Here is a 21,832-nt window from a genome sequence, read left to right on the forward strand (position 1 = left end):
CTGGTGATGCTCATGGGGAAGACGGTGGTTATCATAGGCGGTGGTGCGGCCGGAATGAGTGCTGCCTCTCGCGTTAAGAGGCTCAAACCCGAGTGGGACGTCAAGGTTTTCGAGGCAACGGAGTGGGTCAGCCACGCCCCCTGCGGCGTGCCCTACGTTGTCGAGGGCATCTCGCCGAAGGAGAAGCTCATGCACTACCCGCCGGAGGTCTTCATCAAGAAGAGGGGTATAGACCTCCACATGAGGGCGGAGGTTGTTGAGGTTGACCAGGGGGCGGTCAGGGTCAGGGAACCCGATGGGGAGCACACCTACGGGTGGGACTATCTCGTCTTCGCCAACGGCGCCTCCCCCCAGGTTCCGGCCATAGAGGGCTGTGAGCTTGAAGGCGTCTTTACAGCGGACCTTCCGCCCGATGCCGTTGCCATAACCGAGTACATGGAAAAGCACGATGTCAGGAACGTTGTTGTCATTGGAACAGGTTACATAGCCCTTGAGATGGCCGAGGCCTTCGTCGCCCAGGGTAAGAACGTCACCCTCATCGGCAGAAGCGAGCGTATCCTCAGGAAGACATTTGACAAGGAGATCACCGACATCGTTGAGGAGAAGCTCAAGGGCGCCCTCAACCTCCGCCTTCAGGAACTAACGATGCGCTTTGAGGGCGATGGAAAAGTCGAGAGGGTTATCACGGACGCCGGTGAGTACCCTGCGGATATGGTGATCGTGGCGACGGGCATAAAGCCCAACACCGAGCTCGCTAGGGAGCTGGGGGTCAGGATTGGAGAGACCGGGGCCATCTGGACCAACGAGAGGATGGAAACTAGCGTCGAGAACGTCTACGCCGCCGGTGACGTCGCTGAGACGAGGCACCTGATAACCGGCAGGCGCGTCTGGATACCGCTTGCCCCGCCCGGAAACAAGATGGGATACGTTGCCGGAAGCAATATCGCCGGAAGGGACGTGATCTTCCCGGGCGTTCTTGGAACGAGCATAACCAAGTTCCTCGACCTGGAAATAGGAAAAACCGGTCTAACCGAAGCGGAGGCTATCAGGGAGGGCTACGACGTCAGGACTGCCTTCATAAAAGCCGGCACAAAGCCGCATTATTACCCCGGTTCGAAGCCGATATGGCTCAAGGGGGTCGTTGACAACGAGACCAATAAACTCCTCGGCGTTCAGGTCGTCGGCGCCGAGATACTGCCCAGGGTCGACACGGCTGCAACGATGCTCACCGCGGGTTTCACCACGAAGGATGCCTTCTTCACGGATCTAGCCTACGCACCGCCCTTCGCCCCGGTCTGGGACCCGCTCATAGTTCTTGCCAGGGTTCTCAAGTTCTGACTCCTCTCACTTTTTCAGCAGGGCGATACTCCCCCCAATCAGGGCAAGCGCGAGACCAAACGCCGCACCAAATCCCGTCGATGATATGAGTGCCCCGCTTATGGCGCTGCCCGTGATGTATCCCGCCGAGCTGACGACGTTGTAAGTCCCCATTGCACTGCCCTTCTCCTTTTCTCCCGCCCTCTCGCTCACTATGGCGGTCGAGGAGATTCCGATGAAGGCCCAGGAGTAGCCCGCCAGGATGTAAGAGGCGAAAGCCAGCGGAAGCAGCGCTGGGGAGACCAGCATTCCGAGCACCATCGCAGCGAAGGCCCCGGCGCGGAGGAGCAGTCCCTTTTTCAGGATTCCTTCCTTTCCGCCTCTCATTGCGGCCCCAACGCGGGTGTAGTTCATCGCCGAGACCGCGGAGTTGGCTATGAGTGCCAGGTACACAACCTCCCTCGTGTAGCCCTCACTCGTGAGGAGCACCGGCATCTGGGGGAAGTAGAGGCCCGCCGCTATCCAGAAGAGCAGGAAGGCTACGTAGAACCTCCCCAGGCCCTCTGGAAGGCTGAAGTTGGTGTGGAGTATGAAGCTGGGGAAGTAGCGGGCCTTTTCGACGACGTAGTTGCCGAACGCTTTGATAGCCCGTCTGTTGATGTATATCGGAGCCTCCCGTATCATCCGCTCCCCCATGAAGACAGAGGGCAGGCCCAGGATGGCGAAGGCGAGGAACAGCTGGGGCATGGTCAGGAACCTCGACAGGCCGAAACCGAGAACCAGCCCAAGGACCCACCCCCAGCCGCTTATCTCGTTGAACTTGCCGATGGCGTGGTCCCAACTGTGCTTCCTGACGCTCCTCAGCACGAGGGCTATGGGGACCGATAGGGTGGAGGCGAGGAAAAATGCGTATACCGTGTTTACCGCGATGAGCTGAGCCGGGGTCTTCACAAAGGCCATCGCCGTGAGGAAGAGCGGAACGCTGGCAAAGCCGAGGAGTATGAACGGTTTCCTCCGCAGTGTCCCGTCGCTCACCCTGCCCCAGAACAGCGCGCCGAGCATCGAGGCCAGGCTTGCAAGGGCGAAGGTCAATCCAACGGTTGAGGCGTTCCCCCCGAGCTCCAGGAGGTAGAGGCTCACCAGGGCGGAGCTTCCGCCGGTGGCCACCTTGAACGGCACGAAGGAGTAGAACCACCTGGGCATCTTGGGGATGTAGCGGTAGCGGTTTGCTACCGATGCGTTCCTCACCGCGATGGCAACTCTCTGACTCATTTTTCCCACCTTGAGGCCTCCGGGAGGCCGGTTTGGTTTAAAAAGATTCGTGACGCGGAGGATACTGTAATGTTCAGAATGGTTCATTCGGTGGGCCCGGAATAAAGAAGGAAGAAGAAACCCTCATATTTCGAGGACGTATTTCAGGCTCTCGTCGGAGAAACCCTTGAAGCAGCCGAGCTTCAGCTGGAGTATCGCCCTTTCAATGTTCACGACCTTCATCGAGGCCAGGTGGGTCACCCCGGTGCCCTGGAGGAACTCCGGGAGAACCTGTCCTGTGGGGCCTGTCAGGAGGAAAATTCTGGCATTCTTTGCCCTGTCAAGCAGCATGTCGAGGGTTCCGTTGATCATGCAGGAGGCGCTCGCAAGCACCGCGTCCATCTCCGGCAGCAGCCAGTACTCCAGGGAATCGCTCAGCGTTCCCCTGTCCCAGAGCTTCGGGTTTCTCTCGAAGACGTAGAGCTCCAAGCTCCTCTCCCGCAGGGCCCTGACTATCGGCGGCATGTTTCCGATGACCGCTACCTTTTCGATGTCACCGTCGAGCAGTTCCACGGCGTCAATCCACTTTGCACTGCTGAGGTCGATGTAGTACTGCGAAACCGCGTTTATCGCCGCCAGACCGAGGGACCTCTCGATGACGTTGAGGCTGTCGGCCTTTTCAATGAACGCCTCCAGAGCAGGCTCCTCGATGGAGTTGTCGAATCTCTGTATCTCCTCTGGCAGGGTCATGGCAACCCCCAGTGCTTTCCCCCTCTCCCCTTCAACCAGCACGTAGGTGTAGGGGAGGCCAAAGGAGAAGTCCAAGACTCTGAGGTCCTCATCGATGAGCCTCAGGGCCTTTTCCTTGAACTCAGTCAGCAGCATACGAACACCCCGCTTCCAACATTTAGCGCCCCCTGTTTTGACTTCACATCTTCTGATTTTGAACCTTCCGCCCGGGTCTCCGTCAATCCCCGGTGGGCAAACCTTATACGCTTTTAGGTTAACCTAATTCCGGTGGTGACATGATAGCCTTCGGTCCGGTTCCATCGAGAAGGCTCGGCAAGAGCCTCGGCGTGAACAACATACCCGACAAAGTCTGCAGTTACGCCTGCGTCTACTGCCAGATAGGCAGAACCCTGAGGATGGAGGTGGAAAGGAGGGCGTTCTACGAGCCGGAACTGATCTTTGAGGAGGTTTCGAGGAAGGTCGAGAAGGCCGAAGCGGCCGGGGAAGAGCTGGACTACATCACCTTCGTTCCCGACGGGGAGCCGACGCTCGACTTAAACCTGTCCAGAGAGGTGGAAATGCTGAAGAGCCTTGGGATACCACTGGCGATACTCACGAACTCATCGCTGATATGGCGCGAGGACGTGGGGGAGGAGCTTTTTGAGTTCGACTTCGTCTCCATGAAGCTCGACGCGGTGAGCGAACCCCTCTGGCGGAGGGTGGACAGGCCCCACAAGAGCCTGATGCTTGAGAAAATCCTCGACGGCATGCTGGAATTCAGGAACGACTTCGATGGAACCATCGTCACCGAGACGATGCTAATAAACATCGACTACGGCAGCGAGCTCGAAAGAATAGCGGACTTTCTGGCGGAGCTCAAGCCGGACAGGGCGTACATAGGAATCCCAACGAGGCCTCCGGCCGAGCACTGGGTCGAACCGGCGGACGAGGAGACGATACACATCGCATACCAGCTGTTCAGCGAGCGCCTTGGGGAAGAGCGTGTCGAGTACCTCATAGGCTACGAGGGGAACGCCTTCGCCTCAACCGGGAACGTCGAGGAAGACCTGCTGAGCATAACCGCCGTGCACCCGATGAGGGAAGAAGCCGTGAGGGAGCTCCTGAGAAAAGCCGGGGCCGGCTGGGACGTGGTGGAGGGGCTCCTCAGGAATGGAAAGCTGATCGAACTCGAATATGGGGGAAGGCGCTTCTACATGCGCGCCCTTCCGAGCAGGAGAAAACCTTAATTATTCGGGAAACTAGTTTACCGGGGAGGGCCATGTGCGAGTACACCTACGAGAACGGGCAGAGGTGCAGGTTGAAGCCCATCGAGGGCTCCACCTACTGCCCCCTCCACATCCCCTACGACGAGGGCGAGAATCTTTTGGGGGATGAAATAAAAAGGGTGAAGGAGGAGACCTTTCTCAAAAGGCTCAGGATGGGCCAGACCTATTTTGAGGGTGTTTACCTCTACGACGTCAAAATAAGCGATTTCAAAGCCGGGAAACCGATAGTGTTTAAAAACTCCCACATCAGGACGATACTCTTCGACGGCGTTAACGTGCCGGGTGTAACCTTCTACAACTCCACGGTGGGCAGGCTGGTCGTCTTTGAGAGCGAGCTTGGAACGTTCACCGTTCACGGTTCCCACGTTTTCGGCCTGAACCTGCTGCGGGTCAGGTTCTCGAACTCGGTTTACATCAGGAATTCGAGCGTTCGCTACGTTATGATAAACTCGACCGAGTACATCGGCGGTGGAGAGGGGGATGAAAGGGAGTACGGGGAGCGCAGAACCGCGACCGGGAGGATAGAGCTGAGCGACCTGAGTGAAGTCCGCAGGATTGGAATAAATGTCCGCTACCCCCTCCTCAGGCGCATCCTCGAGGAACACGGCATAAAGCCATCCGAATCGCGCGAGAGGGCCGTTAAGGCCACCGCCCTCGTTCTCCGGGACATCGGCTTCGACCAGTCGGCGCGCTTCAAGAGGCAGGTCAGGCTGAGCGTGCGGCGGTTCCACGGCAACCTCGTGCTCGAGAACCTCAACGTCTTTGGCCACGCCGAAATCCTGGGAAGCTGGCTCAGGAATCCCGAGTTCGTGCACACGAGGGTCATGGGCAACCTGATATTCCGGAAAGTATCTTTCCACGGCGACTTCGCCTGGAACTCCACGGTTCTACCCGACATCCCGGTGGAACTCAACGTCGAGGGCTTCGTTGAAGTCGAGGACTGTAAGTTCAACAGCCACCGCGCGGCCGAGGTTCTCTACCGCCTCGCCAGGATAAGCTGGGAGCGGAACGGGGACTTTGAGAGGGCCGACCGCTACTACTACCTGGAGATGGTGGCCAAGAGGAACTCCCGGCTGGGTGGCAGGAGGAGGGGGATTAAAAGGCTCTTCATGAGGATGGAATCCGCCTTCGAGTGGCTCTTCGCGGATTTGACCTGCAAGTACGGCACCGACTGGAAGAGGCCGATACTCATATGGCTCGGCGCCGTCAACGTCTTCTTCCCCCTGCTGTTCTTCCTGACCCGGAGCGTTGAGGGCATCTCCGGAAGCATGGGCTTCCTCGACTACGAATACTTCAGCGTTGTTACCGCGACGACCCTTGGGTACGGCGACTACCACCCGATAGGTGTGGGGAGGGTTATAGCCTCGGTCGAAGCCCTGTTTGGCATGTTCATGTGGGCGGTCTTCCTGACGGTCTTTGCAAGGAAGTACATGAGGTGATACCATGCGCGTTGGACTGATAATCAATCCCATAGCTGGAATGGGCGGGAAGGTGGCATTGAAGGGCACCGACGGCGTTGTCGAGGAGGCCATCAGGCGCGGGGCACGGCCCATCGCGGCCGACGTTGCGAGGCTCTTTCTCCACGAGCTGAGCAACTACGCCGAGGCCAGGGACATTGAGTTCCTGATCGGTCCCGGCCCCCTCGGAGAGGACCTTCTGGCGGAGTTCGATTTTCCCTACGAGGTGATAAGGCACAGGGAGGTAGGCTACCGCGAAGTGCTCGGCGTCAGGATTCCGGATACGGATAGCGACGACACGAAGGAGCTCGTGAAGAGAATGTTAGGACGGGTTGAGCTGATAGTCTTCGCCGGCGGCGACGGAACCGCGAGGGACATCGTGGAGACAATAGACGAGAAGACGCCCCTCCTCGGCATTCCAACCGGCGTCAAGATGTACTCAGGGGTTTTTGCGTATTCACCTGAGGATGCCGCGAGGCTCCTGGTGGAGTTCCTCAGAGGGAACGCCAACCTGGGGGAGAGGGACGTGAGGGACATAGACGAGGATGCCTACAGGCACGATGAGGTTAAGGCGAGAACCTACGGAAGGGCCCTCGTTCCGGTGGTTGAGACCCTGATCCAGGGCAGTAAGGAGAGGATTCCTGTCGATGAGGAGGACGAACTTGATGCGATAGCGGAGGCAGTGGTGGAGGAAATCCTCGAGAACGATGGAATATACTTCCTCGGTTCCGGCTCAACAATAAAAAGAATAAAAGACAGGCTCGGCATCGATGGAACGCTCCTTGGGGTCGATGTTGTGGAGGTCAGAAACGGGAGGACCAGACTCCTCGTAAGGGATGCAGCCGAGAAGGATCTTCTACAGTTTGCTGGAGATAGCCCGAGGGTCATGGTCACCGTAATAGGCGGTCTTGGGTTCATATTCGGCAGGGGAAATCAGCAGTTCTCGGCCGAGGTTCTGCGGGGGATTCCCAAGGAGAACATAATAGTTGTGGCAACGCCTTCCAAGCTCAGGAACGGCTCGCTCAGGGTTTACACCGGCGACAGGGAGGTTGATGACAAGCTGCGCGGCTACATCCGCGTCCGCGTCAGCCCCTGGATGGAGCGGATGGTGAAGGTCGTTTAGGCAGGCGAACCAGAAGCCGTTTATAGAACCTCTTCCTATTTTCCATCGGTGAATCCCATGAAGTACAGCCGTATAGCGGTCAGGCTCTTTGAGCGGGAAGGGGAGGACGTTTTCTACGACCCCGTTTACCACGGCAGGACGCTGAAGGTCTTTGGAATGGACGAGTGGCCGGGGAAGGCCCTGAAGTACTTCGCGGACAGGTACCGCGAGATTGACTACGGGGTCGTTATCTTCGACACGGAGGGAGACTTCCCGGAGGAGGGGTTTGACACTATCATCGGGGTGAGGGACGGCCAGGGAACGGGTCTCGACCCGCTCGCCCTGGCATCGAAAGGACTGCTCGACGGATACACCGCGGCAACGATAGTCCAGACCGTTTACGGGCTCGACAGGAGCCTGACAGAGAGACTTTACGCGGATTTCCTCGCCGGAAAGGTGAAAAGCGTACCCGATGCCCTGAAGTCCGGCGGGAAATACGCCGGGGTTATAGGGGAGAGCTACACACATTTGGATGAGGCATTCTATTCCGGAAAACCACCTGAGTTCGGAAAGAACATTCTGGTTGACCTGGGGGAGACCTACAGCATAACGCTAGCGGGCATAGCCTTCCTCGTGGTGAGCGCGGTGGTCAGACACAGGAGGAACACGATGATAGGCGTCAACGACGCGGCGGTTCTGGCTTATACCACCGCGGGGGGCGCCGCGATACCGCTGATAACCCGCCCAATGAGGGCGAGGGTGACCGTTCTGGCAACCCAGTACGCGATAGACTCGATAATGAACCTTGCCGGCCCGAGCCTTGTTCTCTACCACGATCCGGACATTCAGAGCGTAATCTACGAGACGAACGGCGTTCCACTGGGTCCGATGAGGAAGCACGTCCACAAGGGGGATGGGGCGTTTATCTACCGCACCCCCGAAACGATAAACGTTGAGTGGGGCGAGATGCCCCTTTAACTCCTTAAACTTTTTACCAGCCCCTCCATGACGCCGAGGAAGGTCTCGACCTCCTCAAGGCTGTTGTAGACGTGGAACGAGGCCCTGACCGTGCCGTTTATCCCGAGCTTCTTCATGACTGGTAAGGCGCAGTGGTGGCCGCTCCTTACCATTATGTTGTTCTCATCAAGTATCGCCGCCACGTCGTGGGGGTGAAGGCCCGGAACGTTGAAGCTCACAACTCCGGCGTGCTTCTTTAGGTTCCTCGGCCCGTACCACGGCACTTCCAGCTCGTCGAGCCCCTCTGTTATCCTCTTGACGAGCTTGTGCTCCTGTCTCTCGATTTTGTCGAGGCCTATCCTCTCGATGTACCTTATTCCAGCGGCGAGACCTATCGCACCGCCTATGTTCGGAGTTCCGGCTTCAAAGCGCTCGGGCGGTTCGGTGAGCTTGTATCCCTCCAGTCCAACGTCCTCTATCGTTCCTCCACCTATCAGCGGCGGTTCGAAGATATCGAAGAACTCCTCGTTGATGTAGAGAACGCCTATTCCAGTCGGTCCCATCGGCCCTTTGTGGCCCGAAAGCCCGAGGAAGTCGGCGTTCATCTTTCTGACATCGACCTCCATGTGGCCGGCGCTCTGGGCCGCGTCGACAACAAATATCGCCCCCTCCTCCTTCGCCATCTTTCCGAGCTCCTCGACCTCGTGGATGACACCGAGGGCGTTGGAGACGTGTTGCACAGCCACCAGCTTAGCTCCCCTAATCTTCCTCTCCGCATCGGCCAAATCGAGGTTGCCCTCGTCGTCGCCGTCTATATACTCAAGCTTAAGGCCAAGCTTCTTAGCTAACCTCTGCCAGGGGAGCAGATCGGAGTGGTGCTCGTAGGGTGTCGTTACTATCTTCTCACCCGGCCTGAATATGTGCTCCAGACCGAGGGCAACGAGGTTAAGGCTCTCGCTCGTGTTCTTGGTGAAGACCACCTCCTCAAACCTGGCGTTTATAAACTCGGCGACGACCTTCCTGCTCTCCTCGTACTTATGGGTCGCCATCTGCGAGAGCCTGTGAACCCCGCGGTGGACGTTGGCGCGGTATCTGAGGTAATACTCGTCCATCGCCTCTATCACGGGCTTCGGCGTCAGCGAGGTTGCCGTGTTGTCGAAGTAGATAACTTCGTTCGTAAGGGGTATGTCCTTTCTCACATCTTCCGGAATCCTCATGAAACCACCTCCAGAACTCCAGCGCAGTCGTAGATTATTCGAGCGAGCTCCTCACCCTTCCTTGAGTCCTCAAGGAGCTTGATTATTATCTTGCCGCTCGGATAGACGCTCGTCTCGTAGCCCTCCATTTCGAGAATGAGCATCATCCCCGGCAGGAGCTTCTTCACGGTGTACCCCTTCTCCTTCAGGCACTGGGCGGTTCTCGTGAGGTCGAGCTTCACCTTTCTGTCCCACGAGTAGCCGCTTATGACGACCCCCTTCATCGTTACGCAGGGCTTTGCGATTATCATCTCCCCCACCGGTTGAAATTGGAAAAAGAGCCTTATACGGCTTTCCCAAACCGAAGGTTAAGGACAAAAGTGAGAATCGGGGAAAGGGCTCAGCAGACCCTCGGAACTGGGTCTCCGGCAGGTGGCTCAAGGAAGCGCTTTCCGCCTATGCCGGTCTCAACCAGAACCCTACCCCTGTAGTCCCCTATGACTTCGCCGATTATCGCCGCGTTCCTTCCCCGCTTCGTGCTCCTCATGGCTTTCAGGGCTTCCTCAGCGTATTCCCTTGCAACGGCCATGACGACCTTGCCCTCGTTCGCCACGTCGAAGGGGTTTATGCCCAGCATATCGCTTGCCGCCCTGACCTCCGGCCTGACCGGTACGTCGGATTCCCTTATGAGGATTCCCACGTTGGCCTTCTTGGCCATCTCGTTGAGGGCGTTGCTCAAGCCGCCCCTGGTGGGGTCCTTCATCGCATGGATGTTCTCCCAGCCGATGGTCTCTGCAACCGCCTCGACGACCTCCCATATCGGCGCAACGTCGCTTTCAAGCTCGGTCTCGAAAGCTATGCCCTCGCGGTGGCTCATCAGGGCTATGCCGTGGTCTCCAGCGGTCCCGCTGATAAGAACGGCATCGCCCACCTTCGCTCCGGCGTCGCTTATCGGCCTCTCTGCGATTCCTATCCCGGCTGTCACGACGAAGATGCCGATGTCCTCTTCGACGACCTTTGTGTCGCCGGTGACGATTGGAACGGGGACTTCCCGTGCAGTTTCATCCATCGAGCGAAGGATTCTCCTCAGATCTTCGCCGTCGAAGCCCTCTCCGATTATCATGGAGTTGGCCAGGGCCAGTGGCCTCGCCCCCATCACCGCGAGGTCGTTCACGGTTCCGCTAACCGCCAATCTGCCAATGTCCCCTCCGGGGAAAAACAGCGGCTTGACCGTGTGGCCGTCTATTGTAAACACGAGGTGCTTATCGCCAAAGGGTATCGTTGCCCCGTCGTCGAGTGCGTCCAGCCCTATTCCCCCGGCCGATTTCAGGCTCAGCGTCTTCAGAATAACGTCCCTCAAAAGCTCCTCCATTATTTCTCCGCCGGCTCCGTGTTCGAGCTTTATCTTTTCACCCATCTTCAACCCTCCAAAAGGCCTTTATCCCTCAGGTATGAGTGGGTGAAGTCGAAAAATTCCTCAGCACGCCTTATCTGGGAGAGAGCGTCCTCCTCGCTGAAAAGGATTTTGGAGTAAGTGCTCATACCTTTGTGCCCTCCCTCTGAACCGAGATTATGAGGGGATCTTCGGCCATGCCCGGCCCCTCCACGTAGGGTATCAGGGATATCACTATCCCCCTGTCGATGGCATACTCGTCCCTCGCCTTGGTGATCTCCTCAAGCTCCTCCTCGCTTGGCCACCTTTTCAGGAGCAGCAGAACGTCCACGTCGCTACCTTCGGTAGCATCGCCGCGGGCGTAGGAGCCGAAGAGGATGACATCCACCAGGTTGTCTCCGAGTATTGCCTCAAGCCTCGCCCTGACCTCCCGCAGGATTTCCATGAGCTCTTTCCTCTCAATCGGGGACATCCGTCACACCCGTTTACATAGTCGCTTCCCTTGGTTAAATCATTTCCTCACAGCATCAGGTCCTCCCTTGAGAGGTAGCCCTCCAGGTAGAGGCCACCGAGGAAGGCCTGACCGACGTTTAGTCCGTTGTCGCCGCGCGGAACCTCATGGGTTGTGTGGAAGTTCAGTCCTGCGGCCTCGACGATCTTTCTGGCGGTCTTGACTATAAGCTCGTTGAATGCGACGCCGCCGCTTATTCCAACGTTTTTAACTCCAAACTCCCTCGCCCTTTCTATGGCAGTTTCGGCGAAGGCCCTCCCGAGGGCAAGGTGGGCCGAGTAGGCTATGTCCGCCGGACTGGCGGTGTCCATGACATCAAGTGCCCGGGCGAAGAGCTCCTCCACCCTTATCAGCTCGCCGTCAACCGGAACCTCGAACTTCAGGTCGTTCTTCCCGCGCATCGCGAAGCTCTCCAGCTTCATCGCAGGTTCGCCCTCGTAGTGCCTCCTGTATGCAACGTTGAGGAGAACCGAGAGGGCATCGAGAACCCTGCCTGTTGATGATGCGTAGCTCGTGTTGACATCCTTCGCCAGCTGGGTCAGAACCACGTTGAACTCCACCCTCCCGTAGCGGAGGCTCTCGATGGCCTTCGGACAGCATCTCTCGATTATCCCCTCAAGCTCTTCGACACCGTAGACTTTGCTCAGGATGCCCATCAATGCCCTCAGAGGGTAGTAGCTGGCCAGATCTCCGCCCGGGAGCGGGTAATAGTCTATATGGGCCAGCCTTTCGACGTCCTCGTAGCTCAGGTATATCACCTCGCCGCCCCAGGTGTGGCCGTCGGTTCCGTAGCCGACCCCATCAACGGCTATGCCTATTATCTCGTCCAGCTTCCGCTCGGCCATGACGCTCGCTATGTGTGCGTAGTGGTGCTGCACCTGGAGGAACTCCACGTTTAGCTCGTTGGCCATCTCCATGGCGAGCTTTGTGGTGTTGTAGCCCGGATGCAGGTCTGCGACGATGAGGTCGAACTCATTGACGCGGAGAATCCTCTTGAAGTGCTCTATGGCTTCCTCCATGAACTCAAGAACCTCGACCTTGGAGGTGTTCCCGATGTACTGACTGGGATAAACCCTTCCGTTTTTGACGACGCCAAAGGCGTTGAGAAGCTCCGCCCCGACGGTCAGGCCGCGGTAGCTGAAGGGTATCTCTATAGGCAACGGCACGAAGCCGCGGGAGCGCCTTATCACCGCCCTCCTTCCGTTGACGAACCTGATGACGCTGTCGTCGGCCCTGTTGAGTATCCTCCTGTTGTGGAGGAGGAAGTAGTCCGCAACATCCTTCAGCTCCTCAAAGGCCCTCTCGTTGTCCTTGACCATCGGCATTCCGGGATAGTTGGCCGAGGTCATAACGTAGACCTTTGCCCTGCTCCAGTGGAAGAGTATGTAATGCGTTCCCGCGTAGGGGAGCATGACGCCAATCGTGTGGAGGCCCGGTGCGAGGTTCTCCGGCAGGGGGAAGGGCTCCTTCTTACGGAGGGTTATTATCGGCCTCCTGTAGGAGGTCAGCTCCTCCAGCTCCTCCGGTGAGAGGAATGCGAACTCCTCAACGGTCTCGACGTCCCTCGCCATTATCGCGAATGGCTTCTGCGGCCTGTGGGTTCTCCTCCTGAGTTCAGCCACGACCTCCTCGTTGCTCGCGTCGCAGGCGAGGTGTATTCCGCCGATACCCTTGATGGCCACTATGTACCCCTTGTCTATGAGCTCGGCCGCCTTTTTCAGCGGATCGCCGATGATTTCCTCTCCATCGTTCGTGTAGAGCCTGTAGCTCGGCCCGCAGACCGGACAGCAGACCGGTTCCGCATGGTAGCGCCTGTTGAGCGGGTCTTTGTACTCGCTCTCGCAGAAGTCGCACATCGGGAACTCTCTCATCGTGGTGTTGATTCTATCGTAGGGCAGATCCTCGATTATAGTGAACCTGGGCCCGCAGTTGGTGCAGACGATGAAGGGGTACATGTAGCGCTTGTCAGTCGGGTTGAATAGCTCCCGCAGGCAGTCGTCACAGATTGCTATGTCCGGAGGGATTATCGAGTCCCCGCCTTCCCCGCCCTGGGAGCTCTTCTCGATGTAGAACCTGTCGAAGCCCTGGGGAGGGAGTTCCTTCTTCTTTATCCTGTCTATCCGTGCAAGTGGAGGAAGCTTCTCCCGGAGGTCTCGCAGAAAAGCCGCTATATCCTTCTCCCTGCCCTCGACGACTATCTCAACTCCCGCATCGCCGAGGTTCTTAACGTAACCGCGTAGGTTGTGCTCGTGGGCTATCCTGTAGACGAAGGGCCTGAATCCAACGGCCTGAACGATGCCCTGAACGTGAAGCCGGTAAGCTTTCATTCCTCTCACCGGTTTCTTCTTGGTAATCCGGGCCTTTATAGGTTTCTAAAACCAAAAGTTAAAAACCGGGGAGGAGTTTTCAACCTTTGGTGTCAGAACAAAGCTCCGTATTTGTAGAAGATGCTGCAGGTTCCTTCGTAAGAGACCATGCACGGCCCTATCGGACTCCTGGGCGTGCATGTCTTCCCGAAGTGTGGACACTGCGGTGGCAGGGCAAGTCCGCGCAGTATTGCGCCGCAGATGCAGCCCTTTTCGAGGTCCGGGAGCTCGGGAACCTCCGGGTCGTAGTACGTCCTTATCTCCAGCTCCCTCCACTCCTTCCTGAGTTCGAGGCCGCTCTTGGGTATGGTTCCAAGGGCGCGCCACCTGGCGTCCCTGACCTCGAAGAACATCTCCATGAGCTTCTGAGCAACAACGTTGCCCTCGTACTTTACGACCCTGGTGTACTCGTTGAGTATCTTGGCCTCACCGTTCTTGACCATCCTAACGAGGAGCAGTATGCCCATCAGCATGTCCACGGGCTCGAAGCCGGCTATGACCTGCGGTATGCCGTAGTCCCTTGTTATGTACTCCCAGCCTTTGACGCCTATTATGGTCGAAACGTGGCCGGGATCGATAAGTCCGTGGAAGCGCGTTCCGGCCTTCACGAGGGCCTCAACGGCAGGGGGAGTCAGACGGTGAACGGAGTAAATCTTGAAGTTTTCAATTCCTTCCTCGACGACGGCGTTCAGCATTCCTGCCGCCGGGGCGGTTGTGGTTTCGAAGCCGGGGCTGAAGTGGACGACGGTTCTGTCGGGGTTCTCTCTGGCTATCCTGTAGGTGTCGTAGATTGAGTAGACCACCCTCACGTCGTAGCCCTCGCTCCTCAAGTCTGCAAAGCTCCCGAGCGGGGTGGGTATCTTGTACATGTCCCCGAAGGTGGTCAGGATTATTCTGTCCCCCTCGGCGTAGGCCTCTTTCATAATCTCGCGCATCTTGACGATGTCCTCGACCGGCGTTATGCAGACGGGACAGCCCGGCCCGCTGACTATCTTAATGTTATCCGGTAAAAGTGAGCGTATCCCGGAGCGGGTTACCGTATCTTCGTGCGTCCCGCAGACGTGCATGAAGCGGAGCTCATCGAGGCCCTTTGCCTCCTCCCGTATCTTCCTCACGACCTTCTGGGCCAGTTCCCTGTCCTTGAAGGCGTTCAGGACATCGGTCATCTTCACCCCTCCAGTGCTCTCTCGACCTCTGCCCACGCCTCGAGTATCTCCAGCGCTCTCTCCTCATCCAGCCTTTCTATTGCGAAGCCTGTGTGGACGATTACGTAATCCCCGATTCCGACCTCTGGGAGCAGGTCGAGGCGTACTTCCCTTCTCACGCCCCCAAAGTCAACAACGGCGGTTTTCCCGTGAATCTCAACTACCTTTCCTGGAACTGCCAGGCACATTTTCTCTCACCTGTGATTAGTTCTCGCGGGCCTTTTTAGGGATTTTTTAAACCTCTGGTTTTCAACCGTCAACCCTAAAAGTCCGAAATCCAACGGATATCATGCTCGGTGCGGTTCTTGCCGGTGGCAGGAGCAGGCGCTTCGGGGACGATAAGCTCCTCTTCAGGATAGACGGGAGGCCGCTCATCCTGCACGCCATCGAGAGACTTGAGTCTGCATCGCTGATACGGGAGGTCGTTATAGTTGCATCTGCCGACAACGCGGGGAAGCTGGGGCACCTCGGCTATGGTGTCGTGGTCGATGAGCTCTCTGTCGGACCCATCGGGGGAGTCTATACGGCGTTGGGCCTCGGCGATGCCTTCGTCGTTGCTGGCGACATGCCGCTAATCGTCCCGGAATTCGTTGATTACATAATTCGTGAATTCGGGAAAAATGGAAAAGCAGTCTGCGTTCCGCGCTGGGACAACGGTTACCTGGAGCCACTCCATGCGGCCTATTCTGAAGAATTTAGGGGTTTTCTTGGGGAGAAGATAAAGTCCCGGGATTACGCCCTCAACCGGGCAATAAGGGAGTCGAACCCCTGCTATGTCTCCATAGAGGCCCTTCCAGAGGAATGGCGGGGGAGCTTCTTCAACGTGAACACGCGGGAGGACTTGAGAAGGGTCAGAGACCTTCGGGGGCGTAGATTGGAACGTTGAGTGAGATGCACAGTAGGAGCTTTCTTGTGGTGCTATCCCTTTTGAAAAATGAAAACGGTCAACCTCTTCTCCACGAGTTTCGCAAGGCCCTTTGCAAACTCCACATCGGCTCCTTCAGGGATCCTAATGGCCACAGTCGGCATCTCTCCTCACGCTTCTCTACTCCGGTGTCATGGTTTAATACCCTTTTCCCAGAATCTCCATCAGCAGTTCCACGAGTTCCTCCGCCCGCTCCAGTATTAGTGCACTCGGCTCCTGGAAAAGGCCCAGAACCGCCGGCTGGCAGCCGATGAGGACGAACTCCGCGTTGAGGCGCGTCTTCAGGTAGCCCACAAGAACCCTGAGCGGCAGGCTGTGGGTCGAGACCGCCTCTCCGAGAGTCCCCTCCGGGTCGGCGATTATGACCTCTCCGTGCTCCCCGCCGAAGTCAACCGCATCCACGAAGACCACCAGATCCGGCTCGAATTTTGTTATCTTTCCAGTGTAGCTCTCCGGAACCTCACCGCAGTTGAGAATGAGAACGTTCGGATTATTCACCAGTTCCTTCAGCTTCTCGGCAACGATGACGCCGAAGGCATCGTCCCCCCTAACCTCGTTTCCTATTCCGCAGACGACGACCCGTTTGGCCCTCCTGAGGAGTTTGGGGAATTCCATAGTTTCACCTTTAACGGGCTTTGGGATGGAGAAAAGAAAAACCTTCGCTAAATCCTCTCCGCGACCTCCCGTATCCTCTCCGCGAAGGCCGTCCTCAGGAGCTCATCGGGCTTCCCTATCTTGTCTTCCAGGTCCCTGTACAGCGGTATACCGGTTAGGTAGGGCACGTCAAACCTCTTTGCCAGCTCCTCTATGTCCTTCTCCTCGTCCAGTTTGAGGTTCTCGACGATTCCGAGGATTTTGTATTCCCTTTCCCTCAGAACCTCGATGAGCTTTCTGACGACGTTGATGGCCAGCTTTGACGGTGTTGCCACCACGATGAATTCACCCTTCTTGAGGAAGCGCATGACGTCGAGGAACTGGTCTCCAAGGCCGGGCGGCATGTCTATGATGAGGTAGTCCAGCTCGTCCCAGCGGGTTATTGTGAGGAGTTCTATGAGGGCGTCGCTGACCTCCATACCCCTCATGGGCGTCGGCTTGTCCTCGGAGTAGTAGACGATGCTCATGAACTTTATCCCGTGAACCGCCGGCGGGATTACTCCGTACTCCTCCTCCGGGAACTCCTCTGGCTCGAAGCCGAGGATAACGTGGTCGCTCGCGCCGTGGAAGTCGAGGTCCAGCAGGCCGACCTTATAGCCCTTCTCTGCCAGGACGAGGGCCAGCGTAGTCGAAACCAGCGACTTTCCAACGCCGCCCTTTCCACTGACGACGGGAATGATGCGCTTCACCTTCTCAAGCCTGCCCTCTATGCCCTTGACGCGCGGGTCTATGCTTATCATGCCTCTCCCTCCTTCTCAATCTTTATGCCGCTTATGTAAACCCCCCTGCCCTGCACAACCTCGAAGTCCCTGCTGCCGCACTTCGGACAGGCGAGGAAGGCATGAACGACCTCCGGGATGAAGTGGATGTCCTCCTTTATGCGCTCGTCAAAGCTTCCCTTGACCTCTTTAAGCTTCCATTCGTGACCGCAGTCACGGCACTTGAAAACCGCCTCCTCCTCTACGAACTCTATCTCCGCCCCCTCTCCTATGGTGCCCTTGAAGAGCTCCCTCATCGCGAACTCAACTATCTCTGCGTTGACGTCCTGGAGTTCGCCGAGAACTACCTGAACGGCCATGAGCTTAGACGCGCCTTCTTTTTGTGCGTAGTCGAGGGCGGTTCTAACTATACCATCAGCGAGTGCCCACTCATGCATCTCGATCCCTCCGTTTAAATCTTGATCCCCCACGCTTAAAAATGGACGGGTTTCAAACCTTGGGTTCACTGCCAGTCATTTTCTTCATCCTCCACGCCAGAAGGGCGAAGGTGGCCACGCCGAGGAACGCTTCACCCATCACACCGTTGAGCTCAAGGATTATGTCGTAGGGCACGAACCAGAAGGCCAGAAAGCCAAGGGCGAGGGCGTAGCGGCCCCTTTCGTCCAGATGGGCGGGTATGGAGTAGAAGTGGAGGGTTAGAAGCAGTCCCAAGAGGGCGGGTACAATCGGGGACACGGAAGAGTGGGGAAAGGCCGTGAAGGTGAAGAACAGCGTGAAGGACACCAGGAAGCCGTAGACGAAGGGATGCCCCCTCGGAAGGCCGCGCTTGAAGATGGCTTCCCTCCTCACCCTCCTCGCAAGGAACAGCAGAAGCGCCGTAAGGACGATGGTGAGGGAATACTGGAGTGCCGGTGGACGGTAAGGGACGAGGAAGGTGAAGAAAACCACCCCGGACACCAGAAACGAGACGGACGCAATGATAAGCCCCCTCCTTCCCAGGAGTCTTTCCCCCGAGAACTCGGGGTAGAGGGCATCAACAACCATTATCGGCATGGCTATGCTCATCAGGGAGTGGAATATTGTCAGCCACACCGCCCAGACGGTGTTAACTCCCCATACACGCCCGTAAACGCTGAAGACATCCAGGTCCGGCCAGTCGGGGTTGAACCACGACTTTATCACGAGACCCTCCTCCACGATGCCGTAGATAAATCCGAGGAGCATGAGCCGGAGGTAGCCCCTTCCCCAGCGCACCCAGACCTCTCTGACGAGGAGAACCCCTGCACCGTAGTATGCCCACAGGAACGGGAACGAGAGGGGTTCTGTGAGAACCTCGAGCGGTGGAGTCGAGCCGCTCAGCACCTCGGCGAAGAAAGGTGAGATGAGCGAGAGGATTAAAGCGACCTTGGTTTTGGGGTTCATGTTTGGCCCTCTTCCCGGTTTTAACATCCATCAGATAGAAGGGCTTTTAAATTGAACTACCCACGGTTTTAGGGTGACCTAAAATGAACTATCCGGAGCTTGCGCTGATTGCCTTCGTTCTCAGCATCATCTTCTCGATAGGGGGAGTTGGCTCGGCGATAGCGATAGTCCCGGTGATGGGCTGGCTGGGAGTTCCACTCATGACTGCAAAGCCGGCTGGCTTGTTCATAAACACCCTCTCGATGCTCTCCGCAACGGTCAAGAACATCAAGGCCGGAAAGCTCGATCACCGCTTTGGCCTTCCCATCCTGGTCTCGGCGACCCTAATGGCCCCACTCGGGGCTTACTCCGGGAAGTTCATCCCCCACCGGGGGGTTCTCGTTATCTTCGTGGCCTTCCTCCTTTACTCCGGAACCATGATGTTATTCTTCAGACCGAGGGCGAGGGGAGGCGGAAACCGCATAGCCGAGGGTTCCATCATCGGCGGAATAGCGGGCTTTTTAGGTGGTCTTCTTGGAGTTGGTGGTGGGGGGATAATAAGTCCGGCCCTGATACTCCTGGGCTACGAGCCGAAGAAAGTGGCGGCGACGACGGCCCTGGTGGTTTTCTTCTCGTCGCTGAGCGGGTTCCTCACCTACTGGCGGATGGGGGCTCTGAACTGGGAACTGCTCCTCTGGGTGTCGATTCCGGCCATAGCGGGTGGCTGGCTCGGGACCCACCTGATGCACTTCAGGATGAGCTCGGAGCAGGTGAAAAAGGTGATAGGGGTCATAATGTACGTCATAGCCCTTAAGACGCTCCTCGTTGCGCTGGGCCTTTGAGGAGAAAGTTCTTCAGCGTTAGGGCGCCTGTAACAAGCCACATCGCCAGAAGAAGCCAGTAGAGGGCAAAGCCGAAGTTGACGATAGCGTTTATCCCAAAGGTCGTTCCCACGTTGAAGGTGGCACTGACGTAGGCACCGAGGGGGAATATGAAGGCCCACCAGGCGAGGCTGTACGGTAAATTGAGCTTTCTGATGTAGTGGAGCGTTAAGATTACTGCCATCACGAACCACCAGACGCCAAAGCCCCAGAAGAGCAGGCCGAAGGCCAGGAAAGGCTCCTTGACGGTTATGAAGTCACTCGCCTTAACCAGGGCGTAGAGCGTGCTCGTTCCCGCGCCGATAGGACCCAGGTTTATCCATATTGACGGGGCTATCCCGCAGGGCATCGGCTCGTGGCGGATGAAGCGGAGCATCACCAGCGCGAACAGGGCCAGGTATAGGAAGAAGCCGGAACCCCACGCGAAGAAGTTGATGAAGGCCATGATTTCCCTCGCCGTTCCGCTCGCCAGCGTCATCAGCTTGGCGCCGCTTATGGGAATGACTATCAGCCCCACCGGCGGAATGAACCACGCCGGTGTTATGGCCTTGGTGTCAATTCCCTCGCAGGTGAAGAATAGGTAGGGGATGAGGAAGGCGAAGAAGACCGTGAGTGGAACACCGGCCAGCCAGAATGCCCACGCGATGGTGGTGTTTTCGAATATCATCAGGTAGTCCGCTGAAAGGATCAGCATGGCTATCGCGATGGTGCCGTAGAAGTTCCCGAGAACCGGGTGGTGAAGGTCCCTGAGGGCGTCTTCCCTGTATTTCAACCATCTCAGAATCCAGGGGGCCAGCAGGGCGAAGAACAAAACCGTATTGAGGTAAATCAGGAACTCTGCGAAGCTTCCCAGGAGCGGCAGTTTCTCGGAGTAGGCATTGCTTACGAGGGCCAGGGCGCCGGTTCCCATAACGCTCGCGAACCAGCTCGGCGCGAAGTCTTTGATTCCCATGAGACCACCAAATTAAATGAAAAAAATTTCATTTAAAAACCTTTTCACTGGTGCTTCGTCGCCTCTATCCTCTCCCTCCAGTGGGGATCGACCTCAAGAACCTGGTGTATGAAGGCCTCAACGACGTCTTTAACCCTTCCATGGGCGCCGGTGACGACGGCTATCCCGAGGCTCTCGAAGTACGCCATGGCCTTCCTGCCCATCCCGTAGGCGAGAACCACATCACCGTCGTGCTCCTTGATGAAATTCGGAAGGTCGCCCGGCCCGTGCTCTTCGAAGGGAACCTCGACGACTTCGGCGCCCTTGATGGTGCCATCGTCAACCTCAACGAACGCGAAATATTTCGCCCGGCCGAAGTGTTCGCAGACCTCGCTTTCCAGCCCTCTCTCATCCTTCAGGGGAACCGCGATTCTCATGGGATCACCACTATTATGAAAAACCCTTCACATATAAAGATTGTGCATATGCACACTGATCTGGGAGAAGATAAAAGGGGAATCAGAGCTCCGCCTCGCCGAGGAACTCCAGAAGGTCGAGCAGGCGCTGGTCCTTGACCTTTTCCAGGGCTTTGCTCGCCTCTTCTCCCTCTATTTTGCCGTCCTTGTAGAGGGCTATGGCCTTCACGGCCTCGAAGAAGTCCGCCAGCTCCGGGAGCGCCCTGGCGAACATGTCCATGTGAAGGTAAACCGTCTCGAAATCGTCTTCGAGCATCAGCTGCCAGAGGATATCCATCAGTGAGCCGAAGGCCACGTCCTCATAGTCCGAGCCCCTGGCGTTGACGAGGGCGTAGAGACACTCCTGCAAAGCGGCCTCGTAGTTCTCGTCCTCCTCGAATATTTCCTCGAAGCTCAGGTGTATCTCCACGAGAAGGTCTTTTTTGTCCTCCGCCAGCGGGAGCAGTCCTGCAAGCATGGCCTTTGCCTCGTAGGTCTCACCCGCCTCGAATACCACGTAGGCCCTGTGTATGTCTATTCTGAGAATCTCCTCCTCTTTTCCGAGTTCTTTGTAGATGTCCTTTGCTTTTTCCATTAGCTCGATTGCCTTTTCGTACTCCTGAAGCTCCTCGTGGATGAGGGCCATGCTGTAATACACCTTTGCCACGTTCTCTTTGTTGCCCCTTGCGGTTTCCTCTTCCAGGAGGGAGCGGTGGAGGTCGAAGCTCTTCTCAAGCTCCCCGATGAGGTAGTACAGATCCGCCAGCTCGAACTTAATCTCAAAGGTGTCTTCCTCTTCGACCAGCTTCTCAAACTCGCTCAGCTTGTCAATCCCCAGAAGCTCGCTGAAGTAGTAAACGGTGAGCTTGTAAAGTTCAAAGTCTCTACACTCCAGGGCGAGCTTTTCGGCCTTCTCGAGAACCTCTTTAAGCTCCTCGTCGCCCAGCTCGTCAACCCTGTGGTACAGAAGGTCTGCGACCTTTTTGCAGTCCTTTTCCTCGATTGCCTTCAGAATCTCCTCCATCTCAGAACACCTCAGAATAATTAGCCGTCCGGAAGTATTTAACGTTTGGCATGCTTAGGTTTTTAATCTCAG

The 21,832-nt window shown here is 57.1% G+C and carries 23 protein-coding genes; 7 read left to right on the forward strand and 16 right to left on the reverse strand.

The features are described 5' to 3' along the window. Window positions 1–12 precede the first annotated feature (12 nt). A complete protein-coding gene (gene cdr / locus E3E42_RS07130) occupies window positions 13–1,338 on the forward strand; it encodes a CoA-disulfide reductase (protein WP_167904006.1) in 1,326 nt (441 codons plus the stop codon). Window positions 1,339–1,344: 6 nt separating this feature from the next. On the opposite strand, the gene E3E42_RS07135 is transcribed toward cdr, so the two are convergent. Together E3E42_RS07135 and E3E42_RS07140 are read right to left on the reverse strand one after the other, a co-directional pair. After that, window positions 1,345–2,589 carry an MFS transporter gene (locus E3E42_RS07135; RefSeq protein ID WP_167904008.1) on the reverse strand — a complete coding sequence of 415 codons (1,245 nt, stop codon included), beginning with the start codon at window positions 2,587–2,589 and terminating at the stop codon, window positions 1,345–1,347. A 123-nt stretch (window positions 2,590–2,712) separates the two neighbouring features. After that, complete coding sequence (locus E3E42_RS07140; RefSeq protein ID WP_167903695.1) at window positions 2,713–3,453, reverse strand: Rossmann-like domain-containing protein; 741 nt, start codon at window positions 3,451–3,453, stop codon at window positions 2,713–2,715. 140 nt (window positions 3,454–3,593) lie between these two features. On the opposite strand from E3E42_RS07140, the gene E3E42_RS07145 reads away from it, so the two are divergent. From E3E42_RS07145 to E3E42_RS07160, 4 genes are read left to right on the forward strand one after another with little or no spacing between them, the layout of a single operon-like run. Beyond that, a complete protein-coding gene (locus E3E42_RS07145; protein ID WP_167903696.1) occupies window positions 3,594–4,544 on the forward strand; it encodes a radical SAM protein in 951 nt (316 codons plus the stop codon). Between the two features lie 32 nt (window positions 4,545–4,576). Then, window positions 4,577–6,022, forward strand: a complete 1,446-nt coding sequence (locus E3E42_RS07150) for a potassium channel family protein (protein ID WP_167903697.1) — start codon at window positions 4,577–4,579, stop codon at window positions 6,020–6,022. A 4-nt stretch (window positions 6,023–6,026) separates the two neighbouring features. After that, the gene (locus tag E3E42_RS07155) at window positions 6,027–7,163 is read left to right on the forward strand and encodes an ATP-NAD kinase family protein (protein WP_167903698.1); all 1,137 of its coding nucleotides are present in this window, start codon (window positions 6,027–6,029) and stop codon (window positions 7,161–7,163) included. 57 nt (window positions 7,164–7,220) lie between these two features. Further along, window positions 7,221–8,120: a hypothetical protein gene (locus E3E42_RS07160; RefSeq protein ID WP_167904010.1), complete on the forward strand. Its 900-nt coding sequence runs from the start codon at window positions 7,221–7,223 to the stop codon at window positions 8,118–8,120. Here E3E42_RS07160 and E3E42_RS07165 read toward each other — a convergent pair. The 7 genes from E3E42_RS07165 to E3E42_RS07195 all read right to left on the reverse strand — a co-directional run bounded on the left by E3E42_RS07165 (window position 8,117) and on the right by E3E42_RS07195 (window position 14,958). Next, complete coding sequence (locus tag E3E42_RS07165) at window positions 8,117–9,316, reverse strand: cysteine desulfurase (RefSeq protein ID WP_167903699.1); 1,200 nt, start codon at window positions 9,314–9,316, stop codon at window positions 8,117–8,119. The two genes, E3E42_RS07160 and E3E42_RS07165, sit on opposite strands and share 4 nt — an antisense overlap. Further along, a complete protein-coding gene (locus E3E42_RS07170; RefSeq protein WP_167904012.1) occupies window positions 9,313–9,606 on the reverse strand; it encodes a hypothetical protein in 294 nt (97 codons plus the stop codon). The genes E3E42_RS07165 and E3E42_RS07170 overlap by 4 nt, the downstream gene beginning before the upstream one ends. Before the next feature lie 89 nt (window positions 9,607–9,695). Then, window positions 9,696–10,712 carry a hydrogenase expression/formation protein HypE gene (hypE, locus tag E3E42_RS07175; RefSeq protein ID WP_167903700.1) on the reverse strand — a complete coding sequence of 339 codons (1,017 nt, stop codon included), beginning with the start codon at window positions 10,710–10,712 and terminating at the stop codon, window positions 9,696–9,698. Window positions 10,713–10,833: 121 nt separating this feature from the next. Beyond that, the gene (locus E3E42_RS07180) at window positions 10,834–11,160 is read right to left on the reverse strand and encodes a nucleotidyltransferase domain-containing protein (protein WP_167903701.1); all 327 of its coding nucleotides are present in this window, start codon (window positions 11,158–11,160) and stop codon (window positions 10,834–10,836) included. Window positions 11,161–11,207: 47 nt separating this feature from the next. Continuing rightward, a complete protein-coding gene (gene hypF / locus E3E42_RS07185; protein ID WP_167904013.1) occupies window positions 11,208–13,526 on the reverse strand; it encodes a carbamoyltransferase HypF in 2,319 nt (772 codons plus the stop codon). Between the two features lie 92 nt (window positions 13,527–13,618). After that, window positions 13,619–14,731: a hydrogenase formation protein HypD gene (gene hypD, locus E3E42_RS07190; protein ID WP_167903702.1), complete on the reverse strand. Its 1,113-nt coding sequence runs from the start codon at window positions 14,729–14,731 to the stop codon at window positions 13,619–13,621. 2 nt (window positions 14,732–14,733) lie between these two features. Beyond that, window positions 14,734–14,958 (reverse strand): HypC/HybG/HupF family hydrogenase formation chaperone, encoded by a 225-nt coding sequence (locus tag E3E42_RS07195; RefSeq protein ID WP_167903703.1) that lies wholly within the window; start codon window positions 14,956–14,958, stop codon window positions 14,734–14,736. A 101-nt stretch (window positions 14,959–15,059) separates the two neighbouring features. Between E3E42_RS07195 and mobA the strand changes: the two genes are divergently transcribed. After that, a complete protein-coding gene (mobA, locus tag E3E42_RS07200; protein WP_167903704.1) occupies window positions 15,060–15,656 on the forward strand; it encodes a molybdenum cofactor guanylyltransferase MobA in 597 nt (198 codons plus the stop codon). Between the two features lie 177 nt (window positions 15,657–15,833). Here mobA and E3E42_RS07205 read toward each other — a convergent pair whose 3' ends face one another. The 4 genes from E3E42_RS07205 to E3E42_RS07220 are packed head-to-tail and all read right to left on the reverse strand — an operon-like array spanning window position 15,834 to window position 18,490. Then, on the reverse strand, window positions 15,834–16,310 hold the full coding sequence (locus E3E42_RS07205; protein WP_167903705.1) for a hydrogenase 3 maturation endopeptidase HyCI: 477 nt from the start codon (window positions 16,308–16,310) through the stop codon (window positions 15,834–15,836). Window positions 16,311–16,357: 47 nt separating this feature from the next. Next, window positions 16,358–17,089, reverse strand: coding sequence for an Mrp/NBP35 family ATP-binding protein (locus E3E42_RS07210; RefSeq protein WP_167903706.1), 732 nt, complete (start codon window positions 17,087–17,089; stop codon window positions 16,358–16,360). After that, window positions 17,086–17,505: a hydrogenase nickel incorporation protein HypA gene (gene hypA, locus E3E42_RS07215; protein ID WP_167903707.1), complete on the reverse strand. Its 420-nt coding sequence runs from the start codon at window positions 17,503–17,505 to the stop codon at window positions 17,086–17,088. The genes E3E42_RS07210 and hypA overlap by 4 nt, the downstream gene beginning before the upstream one ends. A 52-nt stretch (window positions 17,506–17,557) precedes the next feature. Continuing rightward, window positions 17,558–18,490: a hypothetical protein gene (locus E3E42_RS07220; RefSeq protein ID WP_167903708.1), complete on the reverse strand. Its 933-nt coding sequence runs from the start codon at window positions 18,488–18,490 to the stop codon at window positions 17,558–17,560. An 83-nt stretch (window positions 18,491–18,573) separates the two neighbouring features. Here E3E42_RS07220 and E3E42_RS07225 point away from each other — a divergent pair, with 83 nt between their 5' ends. Next, window positions 18,574–19,311 (forward strand): sulfite exporter TauE/SafE family protein, encoded by a 738-nt coding sequence (locus E3E42_RS07225; RefSeq protein ID WP_167903709.1) that lies wholly within the window; start codon window positions 18,574–18,576, stop codon window positions 19,309–19,311. On the opposite strand, the gene tdt is transcribed toward E3E42_RS07225, so the two are convergent. The 3 genes from tdt to E3E42_RS07240 form a co-directional block, all read right to left on the reverse strand. Then, window positions 19,280–20,302, reverse strand: a complete 1,023-nt coding sequence (gene tdt, locus E3E42_RS07230; protein ID WP_167903710.1) for a tellurite-resistance/dicarboxylate transporter — start codon at window positions 20,300–20,302, stop codon at window positions 19,280–19,282. The two genes, E3E42_RS07225 and tdt, sit on opposite strands and share 32 nt — an antisense overlap. 44 nt (window positions 20,303–20,346) lie before the next feature. Further along, a complete protein-coding gene (locus E3E42_RS07235) occupies window positions 20,347–20,718 on the reverse strand; it encodes a NifB/NifX family molybdenum-iron cluster-binding protein (RefSeq protein ID WP_167903711.1) in 372 nt (123 codons plus the stop codon). A gap of 82 nt (window positions 20,719–20,800) precedes the next feature. Next, a complete protein-coding gene (locus tag E3E42_RS07240; protein WP_167903712.1) occupies window positions 20,801–21,760 on the reverse strand; it encodes a tetratricopeptide repeat protein in 960 nt (319 codons plus the stop codon). Between the last annotated feature and the right edge of the window lie 72 nt (window positions 21,761–21,832).

This window comes from Thermococcus sp. JdF3, assembly GCF_012027495.1.
GTDB lineage: Archaea > Methanobacteriota_B > Thermococci > Thermococcales > Thermococcaceae > Thermococcus.

Bases quoted from the DNA above. Each gene is read 5' to 3' on its own strand.
- cdr (WP_167904006.1), top strand. From the start codon at position 13: ATGGGGAAGACGGTGGTTATCATAGGCGGTGGTGCGGCCGGAATGAGT.
- E3E42_RS07135 (WP_167904008.1), bottom strand. From the start codon at position 2,589: ATGAGTCAGAGAGTTGCCATCGCGGTGAGGAACGCATCGGTAGCAAAC.
- E3E42_RS07140 (WP_167903695.1), bottom strand. From the start codon at position 3,453: ATGCTGCTGACTGAGTTCAAGGAAAAGGCCCTGAGGCTCATCGATGAG.
- E3E42_RS07145 (WP_167903696.1), top strand. From the start codon at position 3,594: ATGATAGCCTTCGGTCCGGTTCCATCGAGAAGGCTCGGCAAGAGCCTC.
- E3E42_RS07150 (WP_167903697.1), top strand. From the start codon at position 4,577: ATGTGCGAGTACACCTACGAGAACGGGCAGAGGTGCAGGTTGAAGCCC.
- E3E42_RS07155 (WP_167903698.1), top strand. From the start codon at position 6,027: ATGCGCGTTGGACTGATAATCAATCCCATAGCTGGAATGGGCGGGAAG.
- E3E42_RS07160 (WP_167904010.1), top strand. From the start codon at position 7,221: ATGAAGTACAGCCGTATAGCGGTCAGGCTCTTTGAGCGGGAAGGGGAG.
- E3E42_RS07165 (WP_167903699.1), bottom strand. From the start codon at position 9,316: ATGAGGATTCCGGAAGATGTGAGAAAGGACATACCCCTTACGAACGAA.
- E3E42_RS07170 (WP_167904012.1), bottom strand. From the start codon at position 9,606: ATGATAATCGCAAAGCCCTGCGTAACGATGAAGGGGGTCGTCATAAGC.
- hypE (WP_167903700.1), bottom strand. From the start codon at position 10,712: ATGGGTGAAAAGATAAAGCTCGAACACGGAGCCGGCGGAGAAATAATG.
- E3E42_RS07180 (WP_167903701.1), bottom strand. From the start codon at position 11,160: ATGTCCCCGATTGAGAGGAAAGAGCTCATGGAAATCCTGCGGGAGGTC.
- hypF (WP_167904013.1), bottom strand. From the start codon at position 13,526: ATGAAAGCTTACCGGCTTCACGTTCAGGGCATCGTTCAGGCCGTTGGA.
- hypD (WP_167903702.1), bottom strand. From the start codon at position 14,731: ATGACCGATGTCCTGAACGCCTTCAAGGACAGGGAACTGGCCCAGAAG.
- E3E42_RS07195 (WP_167903703.1), bottom strand. From the start codon at position 14,958: ATGTGCCTGGCAGTTCCAGGAAAGGTAGTTGAGATTCACGGGAAAACC.
- mobA (WP_167903704.1), top strand. From the start codon at position 15,060: ATGCTCGGTGCGGTTCTTGCCGGTGGCAGGAGCAGGCGCTTCGGGGAC.
- E3E42_RS07205 (WP_167903705.1), bottom strand. From the start codon at position 16,310: ATGGAATTCCCCAAACTCCTCAGGAGGGCCAAACGGGTCGTCGTCTGC.
- E3E42_RS07210 (WP_167903706.1), bottom strand. From the start codon at position 17,089: ATGATAAGCATAGACCCGCGCGTCAAGGGCATAGAGGGCAGGCTTGAG.
- hypA (WP_167903707.1), bottom strand. From the start codon at position 17,505: ATGCATGAGTGGGCACTCGCTGATGGTATAGTTAGAACCGCCCTCGAC.
- E3E42_RS07220 (WP_167903708.1), bottom strand. From the start codon at position 18,490: ATGAACCCCAAAACCAAGGTCGCTTTAATCCTCTCGCTCATCTCACCT.
- E3E42_RS07225 (WP_167903709.1), top strand. From the start codon at position 18,574: ATGAACTATCCGGAGCTTGCGCTGATTGCCTTCGTTCTCAGCATCATC.
- tdt (WP_167903710.1), bottom strand. From the start codon at position 20,302: ATGGGAATCAAAGACTTCGCGCCGAGCTGGTTCGCGAGCGTTATGGGA.
- E3E42_RS07235 (WP_167903711.1), bottom strand. From the start codon at position 20,718: ATGAGAATCGCGGTTCCCCTGAAGGATGAGAGAGGGCTGGAAAGCGAG.
- E3E42_RS07240 (WP_167903712.1), bottom strand. From the start codon at position 21,760: ATGGAGGAGATTCTGAAGGCAATCGAGGAAAAGGACTGCAAAAAGGTC.